Origin of the sequence: Bradyrhizobium jicamae (genome assembly GCF_018130695.1) — a bacterium.
In the GTDB taxonomy this organism is placed as follows: Bacteria; Pseudomonadota; Alphaproteobacteria; order Rhizobiales; family Xanthobacteraceae; genus Bradyrhizobium; species Bradyrhizobium jicamae_B.
In genome coordinates, this window is sequence record NZ_JAFCJX010000004.1 from 298443 (window position 1) to 319713 (window position 21271).

18 protein-coding genes and 2 pseudogenes are annotated in these 21271 nt (G+C 58.5%); 17 read left to right on the top strand and 3 right to left on the bottom strand.

All coding sequences use genetic code 11. The annotated features are described in order from the left end of the window. The first annotated feature begins 58 nt into the window (after nucleotides 1-58). From JQ604_RS08230 to JQ604_RS08250, 5 genes are all read left to right on the top strand, one after another. Entirely contained in the window at nucleotides 59-1015 is a 957-nt protein-coding gene (locus JQ604_RS08230; protein ID WP_249158110.1) for an ABC transporter substrate-binding protein, read from the top strand. 26 nt (nucleotides 1016-1041) lie between these two features. Beyond that, nucleotides 1042-1890 (top strand): ABC transporter permease, encoded by an 849-nt coding sequence (locus JQ604_RS08235; protein WP_249158111.1) that lies wholly within the window; start codon nucleotides 1042-1044, stop codon nucleotides 1888-1890. After that, nucleotides 1887-2744 carry an ABC transporter ATP-binding protein gene (locus tag JQ604_RS08240; protein WP_249158112.1) on the top strand — a complete coding sequence of 286 codons (858 nt, stop codon included), beginning with the start codon at nucleotides 1887-1889 and terminating at the stop codon, nucleotides 2742-2744. Before JQ604_RS08235 ends, JQ604_RS08240 begins: the two co-directional genes overlap by 4 nt. 16 nt (nucleotides 2745-2760) lie before the next feature. Beyond that, the gene (locus tag JQ604_RS08245) at nucleotides 2761-3747 is read left to right on the top strand and encodes an isopenicillin N synthase family dioxygenase (RefSeq protein WP_212355191.1); all 987 of its coding nucleotides are present in this window, start codon (nucleotides 2761-2763) and stop codon (nucleotides 3745-3747) included. A gap of 344 nt (nucleotides 3748-4091) precedes the next feature. After that, nucleotides 4092-5183 (top strand): hypothetical protein, encoded by a 1092-nt coding sequence (locus tag JQ604_RS08250; protein ID WP_249158113.1) that lies wholly within the window; start codon nucleotides 4092-4094, stop codon nucleotides 5181-5183. An 872-nt stretch (nucleotides 5184-6055) separates the two neighbouring features. Here JQ604_RS08250 and JQ604_RS08255 read toward each other — a convergent pair. Then, a complete protein-coding gene (locus JQ604_RS08255) occupies nucleotides 6056-6943 on the bottom strand; it encodes a LysR family transcriptional regulator (RefSeq protein ID WP_212355194.1) in 888 nt (295 codons plus the stop codon). A gap of 111 nt (nucleotides 6944-7054) precedes the next feature. On the opposite strand from JQ604_RS08255, the gene JQ604_RS08260 reads away from it, so the two are divergent. The 4 genes from JQ604_RS08260 to JQ604_RS08275 all read left to right on the top strand — a co-directional run bounded on the left by JQ604_RS08260 (nucleotide 7055) and on the right by JQ604_RS08275 (nucleotide 12207). Beyond that, nucleotides 7055-8275, top strand: coding sequence for an acyl-CoA dehydrogenase (locus tag JQ604_RS08260; RefSeq protein WP_349631072.1), 1221 nt, complete (start codon nucleotides 7055-7057; stop codon nucleotides 8273-8275). Continuing rightward, entirely contained in the window at nucleotides 8275-9453 is a 1179-nt protein-coding gene (locus tag JQ604_RS08265) for a CaiB/BaiF CoA transferase family protein (RefSeq protein ID WP_212355198.1), read from the top strand. Before JQ604_RS08260 ends, JQ604_RS08265 begins: the two co-directional genes overlap by 1 nt. Before the next feature lie 649 nt (nucleotides 9454-10102). Next, nucleotides 10103-11227: an alkene reductase gene (locus JQ604_RS08270; RefSeq protein WP_212355200.1), complete on the top strand. Its 1125-nt coding sequence runs from the start codon at nucleotides 10103-10105 to the stop codon at nucleotides 11225-11227. Further along, nucleotides 11224-12207, top strand: coding sequence for a Bug family tripartite tricarboxylate transporter substrate binding protein (locus JQ604_RS08275; RefSeq protein ID WP_212355202.1), 984 nt, complete (start codon nucleotides 11224-11226; stop codon nucleotides 12205-12207). Before JQ604_RS08270 ends, JQ604_RS08275 begins: the two co-directional genes overlap by 4 nt. A 35-nt stretch (nucleotides 12208-12242) precedes the next feature. On the opposite strand, the gene JQ604_RS08280 is transcribed toward JQ604_RS08275, so the two are convergent. After that, the gene (locus tag JQ604_RS08280) at nucleotides 12243-13151 is read right to left on the bottom strand and encodes a LysR family transcriptional regulator (protein ID WP_212355204.1); all 909 of its coding nucleotides are present in this window, start codon (nucleotides 13149-13151) and stop codon (nucleotides 12243-12245) included. A 256-nt stretch (nucleotides 13152-13407) separates the two neighbouring features. Here JQ604_RS08280 and JQ604_RS08285 point away from each other — a divergent pair. The 8 genes and pseudogenes from JQ604_RS08285 to JQ604_RS08320 all read left to right on the top strand — a co-directional run. After that, nucleotides 13408-13674: pseudogene (locus JQ604_RS08285) on the top strand (bifunctional methylenetetrahydrofolate dehydrogenase/methenyltetrahydrofolate cyclohydrolase); the annotation flags it as partial. A gap of 239 nt (nucleotides 13675-13913) precedes the next feature. Then, complete coding sequence (locus JQ604_RS08290) at nucleotides 13914-15023, top strand: alcohol dehydrogenase catalytic domain-containing protein (RefSeq protein ID WP_212355206.1); 1110 nt, start codon at nucleotides 13914-13916, stop codon at nucleotides 15021-15023. Between the two features lie 155 nt (nucleotides 15024-15178). Continuing rightward, nucleotides 15179-16375, top strand: coding sequence for an amino acid ABC transporter substrate-binding protein (locus tag JQ604_RS08295; RefSeq protein WP_212355208.1), 1197 nt, complete (start codon nucleotides 15179-15181; stop codon nucleotides 16373-16375). Between the two features lie 66 nt (nucleotides 16376-16441). Further along, a complete protein-coding gene (locus tag JQ604_RS08300) occupies nucleotides 16442-17308 on the top strand; it encodes a branched-chain amino acid ABC transporter permease (protein ID WP_212355210.1) in 867 nt (288 codons plus the stop codon). Further along, entirely contained in the window at nucleotides 17305-18288 is a 984-nt protein-coding gene (locus tag JQ604_RS08305; RefSeq protein ID WP_212355212.1) for a branched-chain amino acid ABC transporter permease, read from the top strand. Before JQ604_RS08300 ends, JQ604_RS08305 begins: the two co-directional genes overlap by 4 nt. After that, complete coding sequence (locus JQ604_RS08310) at nucleotides 18285-19016, top strand: ABC transporter ATP-binding protein (protein ID WP_212355214.1); 732 nt, start codon at nucleotides 18285-18287, stop codon at nucleotides 19014-19016. Before JQ604_RS08305 ends, JQ604_RS08310 begins: the two co-directional genes overlap by 4 nt. Continuing rightward, nucleotides 19009-19818: an ABC transporter ATP-binding protein gene (locus tag JQ604_RS08315; RefSeq protein WP_212355216.1), complete on the top strand. Its 810-nt coding sequence runs from the start codon at nucleotides 19009-19011 to the stop codon at nucleotides 19816-19818. Before JQ604_RS08310 ends, JQ604_RS08315 begins: the two co-directional genes overlap by 8 nt. 24 nt (nucleotides 19819-19842) lie before the next feature. Beyond that, nucleotides 19843-20352 (top strand): hypothetical protein, encoded by a 510-nt coding sequence (locus tag JQ604_RS08320; protein ID WP_212355218.1) that lies wholly within the window; start codon nucleotides 19843-19845, stop codon nucleotides 20350-20352. A 221-nt stretch (nucleotides 20353-20573) separates the two neighbouring features. Here the strand turns inward: JQ604_RS08320 and JQ604_RS41505 are convergent. Continuing rightward, nucleotides 20574-21160: pseudogene (locus tag JQ604_RS41505) on the bottom strand (IS630 family transposase); the annotation flags it as partial. Between the last annotated feature and the right edge of the window lie 111 nt (nucleotides 21161-21271).

The window sequence follows — 21271 nt, forward strand, 5'->3', positions numbered from 1 at the left end:
CAAATCCGAGACAATGATCACAGGGGAACGAGAGATGAATATGCTCCGGAGAATGGCCATGGGCGCAACTGCGTTGCTGATCGGGATGGCAACAGCATATTCGTCGGAGGCCGTGAACGTAAGGTATTCGTGGAAGCTGAAAGGCGAATATGCCGCCTTCTATGTAGCAAAGGAACAAGGCCTCTTCCGGAAGCACGGACTTGACGTTTCGCTCGGCGAAGGCGCCGGCGCGTCGGCTGCCTTGGGTGGCCTGCTTCAGGACAAGGAGGATGTCGTGGTCCTGCCGGCAGCATTCGCACTGACGGCGATCTCGAAGGGAATGCCGATCAGGATCGTTGCGCTCTATCATCCAAAAACGCCGCTGGGGATTTTGTCATTCTCGGACAAGCCGGTCCGCAAACCGTCTGACCTGGAGGGAAAGAGCTTCATCGTCGCGCCCGGCGATACCGTCGCCACCTACTTGCCGGCCTTCTGCAAGATCAACAACGTCGACTGCGAGAAGATCAGCAAAGTCTCGGTTGGCATCGAAGCCCGCAACAGTCAGTTCCTCTCCAGGAATGTCGATGTGATAGGTACATATCTCAACGTTGACGCTCCGCTGCTCGAGCAGCAAGCAAAGCAATCTCTCGTCATTCTGAATTTGTCGGAAAATGGGCTGATCCTTCCGGGCCTGTCCGTCGTCACGAGCGAAGCAAAGCTCACTCGAGAACCCGAAAAGATCTCGAGATTCCTTGCGGCCTTGAACGAGGGGATGGGGGTCATCAAAGACAACCCACGCGCCGCGACCATGGAGCTTCTCAAGAATTGGGCGGCGCCGCCATCCTACGAGATCGTGGAAAAGCAAGTGATCGAGACGGCACATGCCATTCCTCAAATGGCGGGAAAGCCGCTCGGTTGGATCGACCCGGCCTCGCTCCAACGGGCACTCGATTTGCTCAGGGAGGTGGGAGAGATTCAGGCCGTCAAGCCGCTGGACAGGTATTACACGAATAGTCTCCTGGCGCAGCCTCAATGACGATCCGATCGAACGCGGAGGTCGACATGTCTTTGGCAGATGGTCTCAAACAAGCAGCTTTCAAGATGCAACCGAGCAAAGAAGAGTTGGCCCGTTCGTCACGCTTGCGACGACGCAGAAGGACCGTGATCTTCGAACGCGCCGCGGCCCCGGTCCTCGGCGCAATCCTGATCCTCATTTGGGAGCTTGTCGCGCGCTATTCGGGCATCAGCGAATTCGTGTTGCCCCAGCCTTCGCTCATTCTTAAGCGGATGATCGCAGATTGCCCCTTGCTCCTGACGCATGCCGCTGTCACTGCGATCGAAGTTGTTGGAGGCTTCACGTTAGCTGTCGTGGTGGGTGTGGCGATCGCGCTCACGATTTTCTACTCGCGCCTGCTGGAGGTGGCCCTCTATCCGATTCTGATCGCTTTCCAGACCATCCCTAAAATCGCATTGGCTCCTCTGATCGTGCTCTACTTTGGCTATGGCTGGGGACCAAAGCTTTTCTTGTCCTTCTTCATCTCGTTCTTTGCGGTCATGGTCGCTACCGTCGTGGCATTTAAGAGCATCGACCGGGGATATGCTGATCTCGCACGGTCGATGGGGGCGTCGGAGCTGCAGATTTTTACGAAGATAAGATTGCCGGCCGCTCTGCCAGCCATCTTCGGAAGCATGAAGGTAGCTCTGACCCTCGCCGTTATTGGTGCCGTTCTCGGTGAATACGTCGCTTCGGAAAGGGGCTTGGGTTACATCCAACTCCAGGCGAACTCAAATTTCGATACGACGCTCAACTTTGCTGCCGTGATCTCGATCGCCGTCCTGGGCGTCGGTCTCTACCTGCTGCTTCTTGCAGCTGAACGGGCATTGATGACAGGACGGAGGCCAAGCCGATGAGCGCTGGCATCGCAGGAGCTTTGGTGATGGAAACATGCTTCGAAAGCGGAGTGTCCGTTCAATTGCAGAAATTGTCCAAGAGCTTCGAATCAGCGGCTGGTGAAGAGCTCAGCGCGCTCAGCGAAATCGACCTTCGCATCGAGCCCGGCGAATTTGTCGCGATCGTCGGGCCTAGCGGATGCGGCAAGAGCACGCTTCTCTCGATGATTGCCGGCCTCGAGCGCCCTTCGACCGGGATATTGCGAGTCGATGATGAAGCCTTGACCGGTCCCCATCCGCGCGCCGGCGTGGTCTTTCAATCCGATTATCTACTGCCTTGGCGGACCATACTCGGCAATGTTCTTCTTCCAATCGAGATAAAGGGCCTCGATCTCAACAAATATCGGTCGGTGGCAGATGAGCTGCTGGTTCAAGTGGGTTTGAGTGGCTTTGCCTCCAAATTGCCTTTTGAGCTTTCAGGAGGGATGCGCCAGCGCGCGGCCATCTGTCGCGCGATCATTCAGAGACCGGGCCTCCTTTTGATGGATGAGCCCTTTGGAGCCTTGGACGCACTCACGCGGGAGCAGATGGTATCGGATCTTCAGGCGCTATGGATGCGCTTGGGAAATACCGTGGTGTTCATCACTCACGGCATCGACGAAGCGATCTTCCTGGCTGATCGCGTGATCGTGCTCTCACCTCGTCCGGGTCGCATCGATCTCGAGGTCAAGATCGATCTCCCGAGGCCGCGCAAGTGGGCGGACGCCCATCTGCATACACAATTTCATCAGGCGATGGTCGATATCAGAGACTGCTTCGAGAGGCGGGGGATTCTTCACGCCGAAAACCTCGAACAACCAGCGGTTCAAACCTAAAGCAAGGACGCAGAGTATGTTGCTCTATTCCCCACCCAAGGCAGCGACGTCCATCCCGGTCATCAACATCAGCGACTGGACCGAAGCCGGCAGGCTCAAGGCGGCCGCCGAAATCCATCGGGCCTGCCGCGAAACGGGCTTCTTCTATGTCGCGGGCCACGGCATTCCCTTGCAGCTCGTCAGGAATCAATTCGACGCTGCCAGGGCCTTTTTCGATTTGCCGATCGAGCAGAAAATGGCGTTGCACATGAAGAATTCTCCCGCCAGCGCCGGTTATGAACCTGTCGGTGGCCAGGTTCTCGATAGCCAGGATGATAAAGGCTCCAAGGGGCCGCCGGATTTGAAGGAGAGCTTCTACTCTGGCGCTGAGCTACCCGACACGCATCCCTGGCATCAGCGTCGCGTGCGCACTTTCGGACATAATCAATGGCCCGACTTGCCGGGATTTCGCGAGCAGAATCTTGCTTATCGCAAAGCGGTTTGCGTGCTCGGCGACAGAATACTGGCGCTGATGGCACTTTCACTGGATCTTGACGAGGGATGGTTCGAGACCTTCTACAACGTTCCTTCCGCTACGCTGCGAATGATCAAATATCCCCCGCAGCCGTCTGCAGCAAGCTTCAATCAGATCGGGGCGGGAGCCCATACCGATTGGGGCGGCATCACCATTCTGGCTCAAGACGACGTAGGCGGACTGGAGGTGCGCAATGCCGACAATGAATGGATTACGGCCTCGCCCGTCCCAGAGACTTTCGTCATCAACCTTGGGGACCTGATGGCGCGTTGGACCAACGGGACCTACAACTCGAACATGCACAGGGTAAACAATAACACGAGCCGTAAGGATCGATATTCGATCCCTTTCTTTTATTCTCCTAATCCGGACGCGATCATCGAAGCGATCCCGACCTGCGTCACACCAGAGAATCCCCGACGCTTTGTCACTTGCACCGCTGCTGAGCACATAGGGGAGATGTTCCGCCGCTCGTACTCGGTGATCTAGTTAGTCGGCACCGCCTTCAGAAATAAAACACAGCGACGATTGCCGTCAGGACGATGTCCTGCGGGAGAGCACCCGCATGGGAAGTTGAAATACGTCAGGCGTGCGAGGCGCTCTTCATCGAAGAGGTCTTGCTCGTAGTCGTATTGGCAAAATCGAGATTCCGGGCAGTCAGAGATTTCTGTCCGTAGGTTGAACTCGACCGACATGGATGTGGCCCCCGGACTGGGGTGATCACTTCCGACGCCAGGTCGCGTTCTATCCAACCTGTCGAGTATGCCCGGGGGGCAACTCATTTTTTTTTAAAAGGGGGACCAAACATGCTAACTTCGAGACTTGCGACCCGAATGTCGCTTGCGGTTGCTTTGATTGCTTTTTCATCGATCGCCAAGGCCGCAGATGAACAAACTCCACTGCCAGCCAAGGCAAGGCCAACGCTCCCGGCTGATCCACCGTTTTTCTCGGTGAATGACAACAGGCTCACCTATTCGTACCAATTTACGGCGACGGATCCGGGCGCTTACAGCACGCAGCCAAACGGGACCATTAACGGAAAGACCGCCAAGCAGGTCTATTCGTTCACCCATTTCGATATTTGGGCTTACGGCACGAACTTCTTCAACATCGATACGTTGAAATCAGGCCATAACGATCCGGCGTCTCCTTGCCAGCCCACCGGCACCCTCCCGTTCGGAGTGACAGGAGCCTGCGCCGGCGTGACGGAGTTCTATGGCTTGGAACGCAGCACGTTCGGTTGGAATGAGATATTCAATACGAACGCCTTCAAGATGGGACCGCTGCGCAATGTCTCGTTCGAGGTTGGCTTCGATCTCGGTACGGCAAATAGCTATTTTGCACCCACGACAAACAACGTCGTCGGTGGTCTGCAATTCGCCTTCGATCTGCCGTATAAGGGCTATTTCAACGTGGCGCCGCTCGTCGTCAAGGGAATAGCAAGCCACAAGTCGTTTCTTCAGTGCGGTCTCTTCAATCCCGGCGTTCCCGGCGCAACTTGCCTCGCGGATGGAAATAGAGAATTTCCGCCCACATGGAGGATCGAGACCAACTATTACTTGGATCTAGGTTTCCTCCCTGAAAGCGTAAGGTACTTCGCGATTAGCGGCCGCGTTTCGGCGACCGGACCCAAGCGCGATATCAACACCCTGCCTGCGCTGTCCGGCGCCGGTCGTCTCAGCACTGCCAGCAAGATCGAGTTGAACAGCGAGCCGATCCGCTTGACGTTCGATGCCGGAAAGGCCTTCATTGGTCCGAAGTACAGTCACTTTGTCGACCTCTGGGTCGCCTATCGTTATTGGCAGAACAAGTATGGCCTCGACAGCAACGCCACTCCCGGAACCTGCACGGTCGCGGCAACTGGCGTTAGCACAAACAGCTGCACAGAAAAATCAGCCAGCGCGGGCGTGTCGGTGAAGTTCTAACGCTTCGTCTACCGGAGCTTATGATGGTGCGGTGATCGTACGCCGCTCCATCTACGAATTGGATCGAGATTTCGGTTTTCAGTCGGTATTACAAACAGGCTGCGCGACGTGTGCAATGGGGAGATCAAGGCGGCGCGCTGGAAATATCTCTAGGTGGAAGCCGGACTGGGGTCCGAGTTCGAGCGAAAGCGCTTGGGTTTGATACAGGCTTCACACGAGCAGCTTCCGAGCTATTCTTCTTGGCGGGGCCTGTTCAGGCGCAGCCCGCCAACTAGCGAGCGCTGGAGTCTGTCGAAACGAAAGTTGTGCATCGACTAACGACCGCGTGCTTGGGCCCCCGATTAGGTGATGCCCAACTGCCAGGCATCCTGGGATCTGGCCCAGAGGCCTCACGCCGCACGCGCTCGATCGTGCCGCGTCTCGTCGCCGGCGATACCAACACTCCGGCCGTGATGTCGGCGAACTTGCCGCAGGCATCCTTGGCAGGTAACAGCACGCGCAGCCTGCTGTGACCAATATGACGCTCATGCCGAGCGCTTGGCTTACTGCGACAGCATCGCAATAAATGCTGTGACTTTCGGCTGCCGGAAGCGCGCGGCCGGATAGACGGCGCGGATGCCACCTGACGGCAGGTCCAGCACGGCACGACACGGAGATGAGCCCGCGAGCTTTCCGATGTCCCGCTACCAGGCGCGTCAGGCGAAGGTCGCCAAGCGTGCCAGCGTGAGCTCCGCAACGTGCTCCTGAGGAGCCGCGACGGTGGTGTAGTAAGGCGTTCGCACACGCTGCAAAGCAGGCGGAGCTGACTTATGCGGGCGTCTCGCCATCACGGATATCCACGCATGGGAAATGAAGATAGCCTCAACGCAGGATTAGCCCGAAATTTCATTTTTCAACCAGGAACGGAACGTTTCCAGCGGTGGAAAGTTCTGGCGTGCCTGTGGCCAGACGAGCCAGTACGATCCAGCACCTGGCACTGATTGCTCTAGCACAGGTAATAGCCGTCCTTCTGCAATCTCAGCACTTGCGAGATACTCTGGAAGTAGCGCCACCCCGAGACCGGAAATTGCGGCCTGCGTCATGGTAGCAAATTGATCGAAGAGCATTCCTGTTACAGTAGCGGCTTCCGAACCCTGGGCGGCAAACCAAATCGGCCAGGCAGATGGCCTTGTCTCGAGTTGCAGGAGGGGCAAGCCAGCCATATCGTCAGCGCTACGAATTGGGTGCTGCGCAAAAAGCTCTCGCGAAATGCAAGCGGTCAACCGCTCCTCAAACAGCTTCATGTGGCCGGCATCGCGCCAGTCGTCGGTCCCGAAGTGAATCGCAGCATCGAAACCTTCAGCAGCAAAGTTGAATCGCTTCAGCCGTGTTGCGAGGTTGATCGTGATGCCTGGGTGTTTGATCAGGAACGCTCCAAGCCGCGGCGCAAGCCAACGCGTTCCGAAAGCTGGAAGGATAGCCAAGGAAAGGGTGCCTCCGCCGGGATTCGCGACCAGTTCCATGCTTGCGCGCTGGATGAGATCAAGTGCGCGGGACACGTCCCGCCCATATGCGTGGGCTGCTTCCGTGGGAATGAGCTTTTGCCGGTGGCGCTCGAACAGCGGGCGGCCGAGTTGGGATTCAAGATTTTGCACAAGACGGCTGACAGTACCTTGCGTCAAATCGAGTTCGCGTGCGGCAGCAGATGTCGATCCCGTTCGTAGAACTGACTCAAAAGCGGCCAGAAGACTGAGGGACGGGAGGAACCGACGCTGACGCATGTATGCCTATGCATCCAATGCATGAATTTACGCTTAAACACCGTTATCCAATTGCATCCCAAGCATTAGATACATAGGCCTCTCGGATCAATGACTTTTCAAGGAGGCCCCGTGTCCGCAACTGTTACCGGTTCTGCCCAGGATTCTGGAAAACGTGTCCCCTTTAGCTGGAGCGATCCCTTTTTCCTAGAAGATCAGTTGACCGACGAAGAACGCATGATCCGCGACACCGCGGCGGCCTTCGCCAAGGAAGAACTGCTTCCGCGCATCGAGAAAGCTTACCTTGAAGAGCAGGCCGATCCGGTCCTCTTTCGGCTGATGGGCCAGACCGGTCTGCTAGGCATCACTGCCCCCGCCGAGTATGGTGCGGCGGGCGCTGGCTACGTGTCCTACGGACTGGTCGGCCGAGAGGTCGAACGTGTCGACTCCGGCTATCGCTCGATGATGAGCGTGCAGTCGTCGCTGGTCATCTATCCGATCCAGGCATACGGCTCCGAGGAGCAGCGGCGGAAGTACCTCCCCGGCCTAATTTCCGGAGAACTGATCGGTTGTTTCGGCCTTACCGAGCCAGATGCGGGCTCCGATCCGGGCGGCATGAAAACCCGCGCTGAAAAGATCGAGGGCGGCTATCGCCTGCGCGGCTCCAAAATGTGGATCACGAATGCGCCGATTGCCGACGTGTTCATCGTATGGGCGAAATCCGCAGCACACGACAACCAAATTCGCGGTTTCGTCTTGGAAAAGGGTCTGAAGGGCCTATCCGCTCCGAAGATCGGCGGCAAGCTGTCGCTGCGTGCCTCGATCACCGGCGAAATCGTCATGGACGGAGTCGAAGTCGGTGAGGAAGCCCTGCTGCCGAATGTTTCAGGCCTGCAGGGCCCCTTCAGCTGTCTTAACCGCGCTCGTTATGGAATCTCTTGGGGCGTGTTGGGTGCAGCGGAAGATTGCTGGCACCGTGCTCGCCAATACGGACTCGATCGTAAGCAGTTTAACAAGCCGCTTGCCGGCATGCAGCTCTACCAGAAGAAGCTCGCCGATATGCAAACCGAGATCACGTTGGGCCTGCTGGCATCCCTGCGCGTCGGCCGATTGATGGACGAGCATAAGTTTGCGCCAGAGATGGTTTCTATCGTCAAGCGAAATAACTGCGGTAAGGCCCTAGATATCGCCCGGCAGGCGCGCGACATGCACGGCGGAAACGGCATCCAGATCGAATACCACGTCATGCGCCATGCGCAGAATCTCGAAACCGTCAACACTTACGAGGGCACGCACGATGTTCATGCACTGATCCTCGGCCGCGCCCAGACCGGCATTCAGGCCTTCTTCTGATGACCGCTGCAAAAGGAGCCCCGCTTGCAGGGTTGAAGGTTGTTGAATTGGCCCGGATTCTCGCCGGGCCGTGGATCGGCCAGACGCTTGCTGACCTCGGCGCGGAGGTCATAAAGGTCGAAAGCCCGAGCGGTGACGATACACGGAGTTGGGGACCGCCCTTCATCGAGCGCTCTGACAGGAAGGGCGGCACAGAGAGGGTCGCCGCCTATTTCCATTCAGCCAACCGCGGCAAAACCTCAGTGACCTGCGATTTCTCGGAGATCGAGGATCTAGCGCGTGTGAAAGCCCTTATCGTTCAAGCGGACGTGGTGATTGAGAATTTCAAGGTCGGTGGCCTCAGGAAGTTCGGACTGGATTACGAGAGTCTGTCAGTTGTTAACCCACGCCTCGTCTATGCATCCGTGACGGGCTTCGGCCAAGACGGTCCACGCGCGCAGAATCCCGGCTACGATTTTCTTATCCAAGGCCTGTGCGGCATCATGGATCTTACCGGGGAGCCGGACGGGGAACCGCAAAAAGTCGGTGTGGCCTGGATTGACATCTTTACCGGCCTCTATGGGGTCATAGGCATTCAGGCGGCTCTTGCGGAGCGCGAGCGCTCTGGTCGTGGACAGCATGTCGATCTTTCGCTTCTCGACGTGGGGGTGGCCGTTCTGGCCAATCAGGCGATGAATTTTCTCGCCAGCGGCACGGTGCCCTGCCGGCTCGGAAACGCGCATCCCAACATCGTGCCTTACCAAGTGTTTCCAGCTGCCGACGGTCATATTATCATCGCCTGCGGCAATGACCGCCAGTTCGCCAACCTCTGCACTGTACTTGAACTTGAGACGCTTGCCGCCGATCCCGCCTACGCCACCAATCCTGCCCGCGTCGGCAACCGCAAGATGCTTGCGGAGATTTTCTCCGAGAGGACGCGTCTGCGCACCAAGCAGGACCTCATTGCCGCGCTAGAGGGCGCTGGGGTGCCTGGCGGCCCCATCAATACTGTCAAAGAAGCTATCGCTGATCCGCAGGTCCGCTCCCGAGACATGAAAATCGAGCCAGAAGGTTTGCCGGGATTACGCACGCCGATCCGGTTCTCCAGAAGTCCGCTGGTGCTCGACAAGGCCGGACCGATCCTCGGCGGCGGCCTCTGGGGATTTCGGGTGCCGGCAAAGCACAAAAGTGAGGAATGACCATACGGACAGTAAGCATCATGGCATTGACGGCGCCTATGTGGGGAATCCGTTGCAGGAGGTACCGATCGACTGTCTCGTGACCTCATCGCCTGGGCAAGAAACCGCCCGGCGCCGTGTCTGCTCGCCGTGCATTCACTGCTAAGCCATCAAAGGGTCGAGAGGGCACCCCAATTCGTTGTCGAATTGACGATCGTGCGGCGGCGCTGTTCGGCCGATCAGAAGCCAAGATCGTACGGAGAGCTTACAGGCGCCGCGCCAGGCGGCGGCGCGACGGCCCGGCGATATGGCTTTTTGCGCTCATTGGCTGCTGTGATGCCGAAGAGCGTTTTGCCGCAAGGGGCCATTCTTCGCTCGACGTGCTCGCGGTAGCCGTCGATGACCTTTCGCTGCGGTCTTTCCAGATCAGATGCGCCTCGAGGTACCGCACCCAAGCCTGCTTGAGAATGATGCTCGCGGGGGTCCCGTCGCCAAAAGCTGGATTTGCCGGTTCGGGTTGCTTCCGCTTGCGATTTCGCTCAGCCAAGAATCCGCATAATTACGCAAATATAAAATATTTCGAAAATACTTGCCAGCGGTCACCGGACGCTTGTACAGTGCGATCCGGAATGCTGGCGCAGCGTGCTGATCGGTCATAGACGAGGGAGCCATGGGCAAAGGCCTGTTCGATCCCGTGTCATTTGGGGCGCTGCGGCTCTCCAGCCGAATTGTCATGTCCTCGATGTCGCGCGACCGTTCGCCTGGCGGGATTCCGACCGCTCTCAACGCCAGCTACTACGCGCAACGGGCGACGGCGGGGCTCGTAGTCACCGAGTCCACCGCCATCTCCGCTCGTGGTGTGGGCTGGCCGAACACGCCCGGCATTTACACTCAAGCTCAGGTCGCTGGTTGGCGTCTTGTTACCGATGCGGTGCATGGAGCGGGTGGACGGATATTCTCGCAGCTCTGGCATTGCGGGCGCAACTCCCACCCGTTGACGCAACCCGGCGGCGTTCTGCCGGTAGGGCCATCAGCCGTTCTACCGCCCGGCACCATTCGCACAGCGGAAGGCCGCAAACCACTCATGGTGCCGCACGAGTTATCGGCTGAAGAAATCGCCGGCATTGTGGAGGAATACCGAGCGGCCGCGCGGAACGCGCTTTCGGCTGGCTTCGACGGCGTCCAATTGCACGCCGGCAACGGCTTCCTGCTCGACCAATTTCTTCGCGACTCGGCGAACCGGCGTACTGATGCTTATGGCGGCTCGGCGCAAAACCGGTGTCGGCTCCTCATCGAAGTGGCGGAAGCCGTCTGCGGGATCTGGGGCCGAGAACGTGTCGGTGTGAGACTTTCTCCCACCAATCCTACTATCTACCACCTGCATGAATCCGAACCGGTGCAACAACTCGTCACCGCGTTCGAGATGTTGAGTGAGTTGGGTATCGCCTATGTGGATGTGGTGGAGGGCTCAACGACGACTGCGCCGGCCACGCACGAACTCAACTATCCGGGGCTGCGTCGACGCTTTTCCGGCCTCTACATTGCTAACAACGGCTTCACCACTCGCGCGCAGGCCGAGCGCGCACTCGCAATACACGCAGATCTGATTTCCTTCGGCAGACTCTTCATCGCCAATCCCGATCTCCCGCGTCGTCTGAAGATCGGTGCGCGTATGAACCCGCTGAACCGGGACGAGCTCTATTCGCCAGATCACCGCGGGTACACCGACTACCCATTTCTTGAACAAAAGAACGAGCAGAACAATGCCGCGACCCAACAGGAGGAACACACGTGAAATCGATACTCCGCGAATACTCGCGTCGCGCTGTTCTGCGCTCTCTTCTTGCAGCTCCCGCGGTGCTCAGCGGCGCCGGCGCCTTCGCTAAGGACAGTTGGCCCGATCGACCCATCCGCCTTGTCATGACGCTGCCGGCCGGCACGTCGGCCGATACCATGGCGCGTTTCATTGCCGAAAAACTCCATGCGGAGCTGGGGCAGGCCGTGTGGGTGGACAATCGACCCGGTGCGAGCTCCAACATCGGCTACCAGGCGGCCGCGGCCGCTCCAGCCGACGGCAATACGTTACTCTACGGTCTCCTCTCGGTGATGCTCAATCCGCATCTCTTCAAGTCCGTGCCTTACAAGCCGTCGGACTTCACGCCGATCATCCACCTGCTTGACGTGCCGTTCGTGCTCGTCGTGCGCGCCGACTCGCCGTACCGCACGGTCGAGGAATTGCTGCAGGGAGCGAAGACGGACGCGGACAAGCTCACCTATCCGTCATATGGGCTCGGCTCTGCCAATCACGTGGCCATGCTCCAAATACTTCAGACCGCCGACGCCAAGATGGTCCATGTGCCCTACAAGGACGGCGGCCTGAATGATCTCCTGGGCGGTCGCCTCGACTGCTCGCTGGACGTGACAGCCACGATTATCCCTCACATTCAATCCGGCGCGTTGCGTCCGCTCGTCGTCTCGACTCGTCAACGGCTGGAAGAACTTCCAGATGTGCGTACATTCGAGGAAGCCCGATTGGGCGTGCCCCTCTACTCCTGGAACGGAATCTTTGCGCGCGCCGGTACGCCGCCGGAGATCACCAGCCGCTTGTCATCCGCGCTCCAGACGATCACGACGGGCGATGACTTCCGGAAGAAAGTCAAAGAGTTCTTGCAGATTCCGCGCGGCGGGACGCCGGACGAATTCACTGCATTCTTGAAGCAGGACTCCGACAACTGGGGCCGGATCGTCGCCAAGGCGGGCATTCAGATTGAGTGACCTTGTCGCTTTATCGCTTTGCGAGCGTCGACCGCTCAGGCAGCGCTCTCCTTGGCCACTTCGGCCAGGAGACCGCGTGCCCATTTGTGGAGACCCGACTTGGCGGTTCTTGCGCTCCAGTACATGTCGATGCTGATCGGCACGCGAAAGGGCAGGGGCACGATGTGCAGACGGCCCTGCATTGCGCGGGCCAGATGGTGCGGGATGGCTGCGATGAGCGGCGTCCCGGGAATAATGCGCTCCAGACAATCATGGCTAGGTAGCGTGACCGCCGGCTCCAGCACGATGCCCTTGGCCTTGAGGACATCGATATAGAGCGGCTGCCATTCGCCGTTATGCGTGACGAAGACGTGCTCAGCCTTGCAATAGGCTGACAAGCTAATCCGGCCGCGCGCGAGAGGATTGGCCCGATCCATCACGCACACATAGTGATCGGTGAGGATATGACGGCGATAAAAATTGTCGCCGATAATCCCTACCGGTCCAATGACGATGTCGCATTCGTTCTGCTTGAGGTGGACGTTGCCGTGACCGGCCGCGTCCAGCAGTACGAGCTTGGCGTACGGCGCTGCGGTCCGGAAGCGGATGCTGAACTGCGGAAACAGGGTTTGCCGTTCGTGATGGTTGCAGGAAATCGCCACTGTACCCGTGGCGACGGCAGGGTCGAATTCAGTTGGCGAAGCAAGGGCCTCGACCTCGCCGAGGGTTTCGCGCGCCCAGTCGACGAGTGTCGCGCACCGCTCGGTCGCCGCGACGCCATTGCCCTGGCGGACGAAAAGGGGATCACGAAATGCGCTCCGCAGGCGCTCGACAGTGTAGCTGATCGTGGACTGGTTGACGTCGAGCCGTTCGGCCGCGGCCGAGAACGATCGCAGATCGAAAACCAGGACAAGGGTGCGTAGCGCTCCGAAGTCGATGGGATCGAGGGCGGAATTGGCCGACATCAACGTGCTCCCCGGGGTACGGTCCCGTTGGTGTCGAGTCTAGCACAGGTCATGCAAGAATTCGATGAGGCCCGATGGAATTGAGCGCCGGACGTCGCTTGGCTATCGTCCCCTCAATAGGCATTGGGACGAGAAAGATGACGAAACGCACGGGTCATCTCGGATTGAAGTCGTTGTCCAGCTCCGAAGGTTGACGGGAAAGCCGGGTCCGATCGCCGGGGAAACCGCATCGATCTCGGCAAGACCTTGCTGCCACTATACGACCGTCGGCAAGGCGGAGATGGTGCGTGGCGACTGGCTGAAGCCGGGCGCGACCGTAATCGACGTCGGCATCAACCGTATCGCCAACGACGTCGGCAAGGCCCGCCTCGTCGGCGATGTCGCCTATCAGGAAGCGCTCGGGGTCGCCGGCGCGATCACGCCGGTGCCGGGCGGCGTCGGTCAGATGACCGTTGTCTGCCTGCTTGTGAACACGCTACGCGCGGCCTGCGCGATCGCGAAGCTACCCAAGCCGGCGGTCTGAACCGCCTCGGCTACACGCAATTCCGGCCGTTCTGTCCAGCGTGGTCGCGCGGGGCATGAGCCCGATCTTCAGCGAAAACGCCGTGGTGACGCCGAGCCAATCCGTTCGTCTCGGAACGGTGTTTCGGCCTCGCAGATATCCCCTCGGCCGCACCCTTGACAATTTCACATACCGCGTGGTATTTTAATTCCAATGAGTATATTTGCGCGGCGATAGGATCGCCCGCAGGGAGGATCGAGATGACGGTAATGATGCGTGCAGCTCGCATGCATGAAGTCGGCCGGACCATGCGGCTCGATCAAATCGCGCGACCAGTCGCGGACACCACAGACGTGGTCGTTGAGGTCAAAGCCTGCGGAATGGTCCCGAACCTCGGCAACGTGCTTGCCAACTGGCCGACCTGGTATCCTCACATGCCGCTGCCAAGCCTACCTGCGATCTTTGGCTTGGATCCCGCCGGCGTCGTCTGCGAGGTCGGGAAGAAAGTCATTGGGATCGAGCCTGGCGACCGCGTCTATGTCAGCCCTGTTCGGTCCTGTGGTTGCTGTCAGTCGTGCCTGACGGGTCAGCGCACACAGTGCCGCTATATGACGTTCAACGGCTACTTCGGATTTCAGAAGGAATCGCAGGTCCTCTACGATCAGTACCCTCAGGGCGGCTTCTGCGAATTCATGTCGGCGCCGCAGTATTCGATCGTCAAGCTTCCCGACAACGTTTCGTTCAGAGAGGCGACGCGGCTCGGATACTGGGGCACGGCCTACTCCGCCTTGAAGAAGGCGGGCAGCCTTGCAGGTAGATCGCTCCTGATCAATGGAATCTCGGGCACGCTCGGGCTGGGTGCGACGCTTATCGCGCTAGGACGTGGCGCGGCGCGAATATACGGCACCGGACGAAACATGGCCCTTCTGGAGCGCGTCAAAGCGCTTGCACCGGAGCGCATCGAAATCTTCTCGACCGAAAGTGGTTCTGTCGCCGATTGGGTGAAATCACGGACCGACGGGCGTGGGTGTGATGTCATGCTCGATACGCTCGGAGCCGTCGCTTCGCTCGAGGCCTTTGACGATGCGATGCATGGCGTGCGCCGCGGCGGCACAATCATCAACATCGGTGGGACCGCCGGGAAGCTGCCAATCGATCTCAAATGGCTGATGGACGAGCAGATGACCCTGATCGGCTCAGTATGGTTCACCACGGCCGAGGGATGCGAGTTGGCCCAAATGATGGCCTCGCGCATCGTGGACATGTCGATCCTAGAGCACGAGGTCTATTCGCTCGGGGACATCAATGCCGCGATCTCGAGCGTTGGCACCGGCAACGGGGGATTTAGCAACTATCTGGTTGAGCCCTAAAGCCGTTGGAAACTCACCGAGAGGCTTGACCTGGACGAATTTCGAAAATAACAATAAATGTCGAAACACAATACCGTGGGAGGAATTTCCGGGGGCCGGGGGCGCTGGCCGGGCGTCTGGATCCTGCCGGGTTGTGCGCAACGGAGGAGGAGACGATGCTCAGGCGAACGTTCAATGCCCTGCTAATCTCGGCTGTGGTGTTCGGCACGGCGGGAGGGATCGCAAGCGCCGAGGAGACGCTGAAAATTGGTGTGAGCGCCCCAAAAACGGGTGTTCAGTCCGGTGGCGCAGCAGCCGTGTATTGGCCGAACGTGCAGCTTTGGGTGCACGATCTGAACCAGAAGGGCGGCATCAAGGTCGACGGCAAGCAGTTGAAAATCGATCTCGTTGAATACGATGACAAGAGCAGCCCCGAGGAGGCCGTCAAGAATATTCAACGGCTCGCAACGGTAGACAAGGTCGACTTCATCATCTCGCCGTACACGACGGGGATCAACCTCGCTACGGCGCCTCTGATCGCGCGTTACGGCTATCCGCAGTTGGTAGCCACGGGCAATGCCAATGACCTGAGGGCTTTCATCAAGCAATGGCCAAACTCATTTTGGTTGCTCGGAAAGGCCTCGGACCTGTCTACAGGAATCGTCGGCACGCTCAAAACCCTGCGCGACAAGGGCCAGGTCGGCAACAAGGTGGCGCTTGCCTATGTTGCGGAAGCGCTTGGGCTAGAAATGATTGACTCCGCGAAACCCGCCTTCAAGGAAGCCGGCTTCGACATTGTATACGAAACATCGTATCCGATCGGAACGCAGGATTTGTCGCCCGTCATAAGCGGTGCCAAGGCGGCCAAGCCGGACGCCTTTGTCGCATATTCTTATCCGCCCGACAGCTTCGCGCTCACCGAGCAGGCGCAAATTCAAGCCTTTGACGTCAATGCTTTCTACGTCGGGGTCGGCGGCGCACTTACCGGCTATGGCCAGCGGTTCGGCAAACAGGCCGAAGGCATCCTGTCGATGGGCGGCATCAATCCGGACGACCAAGCTTACAAGAGCTATCGCGAGAGCCATAAGAAGGTAACGGGCCAAGACACGGACTATTGGGCTGGCGCGGTCGTTTATGCATCCCTTGAGGTGCTCGCGCAGGCGATCGAGAAGGCGGGGAAAGAGCGAGCAGCCGTCGTCAAGGCTATCAAGTCCGGTACGTTTGACACAGTGATCGGCAAAGTCTCCTTCGAAGACAATGTCGTGAAGAAGCTCTGGACAGTCGGCCAGTGGAGGGGCGGCGTATTTCAGGGCGTTAACGGCCTAAGCGTCGAAGGCGCGAAGGAACCGGTCAAAAAGCCGGCCTGGAACTGATCCGAATACCGAGGTTGGCGCGGATGCCCCCGCGCCAACCTCTCGCTGATGTTTCAGGATCCCAACATGCAAATTTTAGTAACAGGTACTCTGCTTGGCGGTACCTATGCGCTGATCGCGCTAGGTCTCACGCTCCAATACGGTGCAGCACGCATCATGAATCTCGCCAACGGCGAGACGCTCGTTGCAGCGTGCTTTGTTGCCTTTTGGCTATTCTCGCGCCTGGGCGTAAACCCGATCCTTGGCATGGTAATAATCGCGCCGGCCGCGCTTGTGCTGAACTGGTTGATTTACGCGTGGTTGCTGCGGCCGCTTGTGCGCCGGGCAAAAAACCGCGGCATGCTCGAGGTCGATTCGATTCTCGCGACTTTCGGTCTATTGTTCTTGTTTCAGGGGCTTATGTTGCTGACTTTCGGGGGTGCCTATTTCAATTACAAATTCCTGGCCGAGCCATTCTCGATCCTGGGCACCCCTTACGCACTGAACCGTGTGGTGGCCTTCGTTGCTGGCGTGCTCGTCTCGTCCTTGCTCTACCTTTTTCTCTACCATACAAGGCAAGGCGCAGCGGTGCGTGCCATCGCCGTCGATCCCGCTTCAGCCCAGCTCGTCGCCATCGACGTTTCCAGAACGGCAGGCTTTTCCTTCGCGCTTGGTGGTGCTCTCACGGCATGCGGAGGCACGTTGCTGTCCACCTTTTACACATTCAACGCATCGATGGGCGTCCTCTTCACGATGAAGGCACTAATCATCGTGATTATGGGAGGCGTCGGCGACATCCGCGGAGCGACGCTCGCCGCGTTCATCCTCGGTTTATCAGAGACAGCCGTTGCCAGTCTGATCGATCCGGGACTGACGCTCGCTGCCACCTACGCCCTGTTTATTCTGGTGCTGTTGTTTAGGCCGCAGGGCATATTGAGGAGGGGTGCGGCATGACCGGCATTCACCGTGACGAGATGTTGGGCCTTATCTGCGGGGGCGTCGCACTTGCGTTGCTTTCGTTGCTGCCGCTATTGACCGAAGGCTTCTATCTTTCGTTTGGAGTCAACCTGGTTCTTTATGCCGCTCTGTCGACCGCGTGGTCTCTTTTCTCGGGGCCAACCCGCTTCGTATCGCTGGCCAGCGCGGCATTCTTTGGCATCGGCACATACTCGGTCGCGCTTTGGCTTGATGCTCTGCCTTTCGTTGTACTGATCGCCATAGCTGCTCTAGCCTCGGCGGCGCTGGCCGCACTTATAGGCGCGGCCACGCTCAGATTGTCTGGTGTCTACTTTGTAATCTTTACCCTTGGGCTCACCGAACTCATTAGGCAGATCGTCTCATGGTCGCAGTCACGCTTCGCTCACAAGATGGGACTATACGTATTCACTGATTTCACAGAGGGCGATCTATATTGGATGTTGCTTGCCCTCACCGCCGCAACTTTCAGCGTCGGATGGCTTATCAACCGTTCTCGGCTTGGTTTCGCGTTGCGTATCATCGGCGACGACGAGACGGTGGCGCGTCACGTAGGCATCGCGACCGCACGCGCCAAGATTGTGTTATTCATGATCTCGGGCGCGTTCGCAGGCATTGCAGGTGCTATCATGGCACCGCGCTACGCCTATATCGAGCCGCAGGCCGCATTCAACCCGATGATCTCTTTCATGGTGGTGATTATGGCGCTGCTCGGCGGCACTCGTCGCCTATGGGGCCCCCTTGTGGGCGTCGTCCCATTTACCGTCGTGATGGAACTCATCGCCGCTCGCTTCCCGAACGAGAGCTTAATCGTTGTGGGAATTGCATTCCTGGCGATCGTTTATGTCCTTCCCAGTGGCGTCACTGGCCGCATTGAATGTTTGCGGGAGCGGCTTCGACGGAGTCTCGGGACAGGTGTTGATGCGCCGGGCTGCGGAAAGATCGAGGGAAGAGCATGAAGCCAGCCCTCCTCAGTGTTGTCCGCATGCGAAAGGCATTCGGCGGGCTTGTTGCCGTCAACGATGTGAGCTTCGACGTCTCCGAGGGCGAGCTCATTGGGCTCATAGGTCCTAACGGTTCTGGCAAGACAACGATGCTCAACCTGATTTCGGGGGCACTTCGGCCAACATCCGGGGAAATTAGGCTGGGCCGTAACCAGATTTCCGGTCTTGCTCCTGAGAGGATCGCAAAGGAAGGCATCGCGCGCACGTTCCAATTGGTGCGCGTACTTCCGTCGATGACTGCGATCGAGAATGTTATTGCCGGCACCGCATTTGTCGGTGACCGCACCTGGGGTGCGCGTGCGCACACACTTGCAGGCGCGCTCCTCGAGCGGGTCGGCCTGACCGGACGTGAGAACGCCCCTGTCTCGACCATGACATATATCGACCAGAAGCGGGTCGAATTGGCACGCGCGCTCGCTGCGGATCCGCGGCTTCTGCTGCTCGACGAATGGCTTGCTGGGCTTAATCCGTCCGAACTCCTCATTGGTATTGATCTCATCGGTGAGATTAGTCGTGAAGGAAGAACCATCATCATGGTTGAGCATGTGATGGACGCCATTCGAACGCTCTGCAGCCGCTGCGTCGTCATGAGCTCCGGTGTTAAGATTGCTGACGGTACCGCTTCAAACGTTTTGGCAGACCCGGATGTCATCCGCGCATACCTTGGAGATGACGATGCTTGAGGTCAGTAATCTCGGCGTCCGGTACGGTAGACACATCGCCCTTCAGGGCGTCTCGCTGCGTGTTGAGAAGGGCGAAATCTCCGTCATGCTTGGAGCGAATGGCGCAGGGAAGTCGACCCTTCTGAAGGCAGTTGCCGGGATCGTGCCGTCCGAGCCAGGAACCCAGGTCCGCATGAACGGCCGCGCGATTTCAGGGCTGGAAGCTCATCGCATCGTCGAACAAGGCATCGCCCTTGTGCCAGAAGGGCGTGGCGTGTTTGGTGACTTGTCGGTAGAGGAAAATCTCGCGCTTGGCGCCTTCGCGAAGCGCGCCCGGGGAACGAAACAATCGACCCTCCAGCTCATTTTCGGCCTTTTTCCACGCCTTGCTGAGCGCAAACGCCAGCAGGTGCGCACAATGTCCGGCGGTGAACAGCAAATGGTTGCAATCAGCCGCGCTCTCATGTCCAGGCCCGACATCTTGATGCTGGATGAGCCCTCGCTAGGGCTCTCACCACTCCTCTCCAAGGAGCTGTTCCGATCACTGAAGACGATTGCCGAAAGTGGCTACGGCATCCTGCTCGTGGAGCAAAACGCCAAGCTCAGCCTAAAAATAGCGGATCGCGGCTATCTTATCGAGAACGGGGCCATCGCGGGAGAGGACACGGCCGATAATCTCCGTCATAACCCCGCAGTTCTCAGCGCGTACCTCGGCGGACGGGCGTCTAACGCACCAATCTCAACCGCGCTTCCGATTGCTCTTGGTGATGTCAAAGCGATCGCCGATTCGATCAAAAATATTGATCGTAGTGGAGGACACTGAAACCTTGTTGATGAAGGAGAGCAGATGTTCCCAAATGACGTCTTGTCGCGATCAGGCCGCGATCGCGCTTCGGGCGCTAAAGCTGACTCTGTTGACGAGCTGTCGCCGGACGCCGTGAGGTCAAGCAGGCCGTCTGGCGCTTTGAGGGATCTCGATCTGGTCGCCCCAAATTCGGCATCGGAATGCAACGATCGAACTGTCCTCGAGCGTACGGATATTCTGCAGAGTCGGGAAAAGATCGCTCGGCTGTTGCGCCTCTTTTCGTCACCCCGAAAGCGATTCGGCCTAACACCCGACGAGCTCCTTGTCTTTCTTGCGATTGGCTATCTCTGCACGTCGATTTCGAACAAGGCTATCCAGGTTACACCGGTGGCCCTGATCGACTTGTCCAAGCTTCTCGGAATGCCGAAGGAAACGGTCCGCCGGAAAGCTGCAAAGCTCGTAGCCCTAGACTACGTTCGATGTACGCCCAAGGGTGTTCTCATCAAGGAAGTTGAAGTGTGGAGCAAGATGCTCGATCGTGCTCTCTCCTAATAGTATCTGAATGAGCGCTCCGTGACGTGAACTCGTGGCGCCCGGCCTCTACCGATTTGATGCTCACGATCCCACTTGTGCGGGGCCAGGTTGTCGGCGGGGCGTGCGAGGGCCAAGGCGGTGTCCCTGGTCATATCACGCGTGTCCGTCAGCGTACCTGATGAAAACATGGAATGCTAGATTATCGGCGCTGTTCCGGCTGCCCGCGCCATTGGAGCCTTTCACCTTGTGACTGAAACATACCCGGCGTTGGCGAAGTAGTTGGCGCATTCGCGCGGCCGGATGTCATGGAGGAGGTGACCGATGTGGCACCATGTGTCCTCGATGGTGCGCTTCTGAGCTTGCCTCATCCAATGCTTGATCTTGGAGAAGGTCTGTTCGATCGGCTTGAGGTCGGGCGAGTATGGCGGCAGGTACCAGAGCATGGCGCCAGCAGCCTGGATCATCTGCCTGATTGCTTTCGACTTATGGCTTCCGAGGTTGTCCAGAATGACGATGTCACCTTCGCGCAGGGTTGGCAGGAGAAGGTGCTACATAGATGCGAAAGCATTCACCCTTGGACGGGCCGTCGAAGAGGCAGGGTGCCGTGAGTTGGTCATGGCGGAGCGCGCCGAGGAATGTGAGGGCAAGCCAGTGAGCGTGCGGGGCGAAGCCGCGCAGGCGTGCGCCTTTTGGGGCACCAGTCCCGCATGGATGGCATGTTGGTCTTGACCCGTGTCTCATCGATGAAGACGAGCCGGCCCGGATCGGGTCCAGCCCGCCAGGATTGCCAACGCTGGCGCCTACGAGAGACGTCGGCAAGCGTTTGGTGCTGGACCAATTCGGCAGTTCGCACAAGGTTAGTATCCATTCGGCGTAGGCCGCAGGGTTACCGCTTGAGCAGTCCAGGGTTCTCTTTGTAGAAGCTGATCAGCTCGAT